Raw genomic sequence first — 2499 nt, 5'->3', positions numbered from 1 at the left:
TGTTAGATGTCACCGAGAACTGACCCAGCATTGTCATGAAGATTTGACCCGCCTTTCAGTTATGTGCGTTGCTTCATGATGGGGTCAATGTGGTTGTGTCCTTCCTCTTCTTCTTTGCGGTTTCTGAGCTGGCTTTGAAGCGGTAACTGTCATTGCCTGTTTCGAGAATGTGGCATCTGTGGGTGAGACGATCGAGCAAAGCTGTGGTCATTTTTGCATCGCCAAAGACGTTGGCCCATTCGCTGAAGCTTAGATTGGTGGTGATGATAACGCTGGTGCGTTCATAGAGCTTGCTGAGCAGATGGAATAACAGCGCACCGCCAGAAGGGCTGAACGGCAAGTATCCCAATTCATCCAGAATGACTAAATCGGTTTTGACCAGCGCTTCGGCGATCTTGCCCGCTTTGCCGTGGACTTTTTCCTGTTCCAGAGCATTCACGAGTTCCACGGTCGAGAAGAAGCGCACCCGCTTGCGATGGTGTTCAATGGCCTGCACGCCCAAGGCGGTCGCAATATGACTCTTTCCCGTTCCCGGGCCTCCTATGAGCACGACATTCTCAGCCGCTTCAGTGAACTCGCAACGGTGAAGTTGGCGCACGAGGGCTTCATTGATCTCGCTGGCCGCAAAATTGAAGCCTGACAAATCCTTATGGGCGGGAAAGCGTGCAGCCTTCATGTGGTACGCAATGGACCTCACCTCACGTTCGGCCATTTCGGCTTTGAGCAACTGGGATAGAATTGGAATTGCCGCGTCAAACGCAGGTGCCCCTTGCTCAACAAGGTCATGGACCGCTTGTGCCATCCCAGGCATCTTGAGGCTGCGGAGCATGATGACAATTGCTGCGCCAGCAGGATCATGACGCATGACGTGTTCCTCCTGCAATACGCAGCCCATCATAACGCGCCACATTCGCTTCAGGCTCTTTGCTCAGCGCAAGAGCTGGTGGGGGCGTCACGTCTGGCCGGTCACTGGGGGTGGTGTCAACCAGACGATGGAGCAGGTTTAGGACGTGGGTCTTGGTCGGCACGCCCGCCTCAAGCGCCATCTCTACAGCGCACAGCACCGCTTCTTCATCATGATGCAAAACCAGGGAAAGGATTTCGACCATCTCACGATCTCCGCCAGGCTTGGGTAGCATTTGCGCCTGCAACTGACGGAATGCAGCCGGCATCTCGACAAAGGGGGCGCCATTTCGCAGAGCACCAGGCTTTCTTTGAATAACTGCCAGATAATGGCGCCAGTCATAGATCACGCGGCCGGGCTGTTTATGTGATCTCTGGATGATGCGCTCATGTTCACAGACGACTTGCCCCTCGGCCACGACCACCAAGCGGGTGGGGTAGATGTGCAGGCTGACCGGTCGGTTGGCGAAGCTGGCTGGAACCGAGTAGCGATTGCGATCGAATGTGATCAGACACGTCGGAGACACCCGTTTGCTCTGTTCAACATAGCCATCAAATGGCGTTGGAAGCGGCATCAATGAGGGCTTCTCAGCTTCCCAGATATCGGCAATGCTACCAAGGAGTCTGCCGTGCCTGGTCTCAGCCCAAAGCAGCTTGCAGCGTTCCTCAAGCCAATCGTTCAGCGCAGCCAGATCAGGAAAGGAGGGCATCATCTGCCAGAACCTGTGACGCGCGTCGCGCACGTTTTTCTCGACCTGCCCCTTCTCCCAACCCGCAGCCGGATTGCAAAAGTCAGGGTCAAAAACATAATGGCTCGTCATTGCCATAAAGCGCGCATTCACATCACGCTTCTTGCCTACGCCCACCCTGTCCACCGCAGTGCGCATATTATCGTAGATCCCCCGGCCGGGCACTCCGTCGAAGACCCTGAAGGCATGCCAATGTGCATCAAACAGCATCTCATGGGTTTGCAGCAAATACGCGCGGACCAGAAACGCACGACTGTGCGACAACTTAATGTGGGCCACCTGCAATTTGGTACGTTCCCCATCAATGTGCGCCCAATCTTCGCTCCAGTCGAATTGGAAAGCCTCTCCCGGATTGAACACTAATGGCACGAAAGTTCCGCGATCGGTCGTGCGCTGCGCCCGTTGTCTGTCCTCTCTCCAGGCTCTGACAAAGGCCGTTACCCGTTCGTAAGACCCGTCAAAGCCCAGTTGAACAAGATCTGCGTGCATTTGCTTTGCCGTGCGGCGGTCTTTTCGGGATTTGCGCTGCTCGGCGACAAGCCAACTTGTCAGCTTCTCGGCGTAAGGGTCGAGTTTACTTGGCCGGTGTGGTGTCTGAAACTTGGGCTCAACCGTGCCAGCGCGCAGGTACTTCCGGATGGTATTACGAGAAAGGCCCGTCCGTCGGGAAATCTCGCGAATGGGCATCTTGTCACGCAGTGCCCAACGTCGAATGACGCTCAGAAAATCCATGTCGATCACTCCAGTGCCCCCCGACAAATCTCGTCAGGGGATAGGTTCCACATGGGTCAAATCTCAGTGACATTTTATATCGCCGCTGGGTCAGTTCTCGGTGACATCCAACACG

2 protein-coding genes are annotated in these 2499 nt (G+C 55.2%); both read right to left on the bottom strand.

From position 1 onward, the window contains the following. Positions 1-73 precede the first annotated feature (73 nt). Positions 74-865 carry an IS21-like element helper ATPase IstB gene (istB, locus tag CLV74_RS22355; protein ID WP_106269142.1) on the bottom strand — a complete coding sequence of 264 codons (792 nt, stop codon included), beginning with the start codon at positions 863-865 and terminating at the stop codon, positions 74-76. Continuing rightward, on the bottom strand, positions 855-2384 hold the full coding sequence (gene istA / locus CLV74_RS22350; protein ID WP_106269138.1) for an IS21 family transposase: 1530 nt from the start codon (positions 2382-2384) through the stop codon (positions 855-857). Before istA ends, istB begins: the two co-directional genes overlap by 11 nt. Positions 2385-2499 lie beyond the last annotated feature (115 nt).

This window comes from Donghicola tyrosinivorans, from assembly GCF_003003355.1.
Lineage (GTDB): Bacteria > Pseudomonadota > Alphaproteobacteria > Rhodobacterales > Rhodobacteraceae > Donghicola > Donghicola tyrosinivorans.
The sequence above is the reverse complement of the archived record's forward strand: the minus strand, read 5'-3'. Positions and strand labels throughout refer to the sequence as shown.

Excerpts from the sequence above, each read along its gene's own strand:
- istA (WP_106269138.1), bottom strand. The coding sequence starts at position 2,384 with ATGGATTTTCTGAGCGTCATTCGACGTTGGGCACTGCGTGACAAGATG.
- istB (WP_106269142.1), bottom strand. The coding sequence starts at position 865 with ATGCGTCATGATCCTGCTGGCGCAGCAATTGTCATCATGCTCCGCAGC.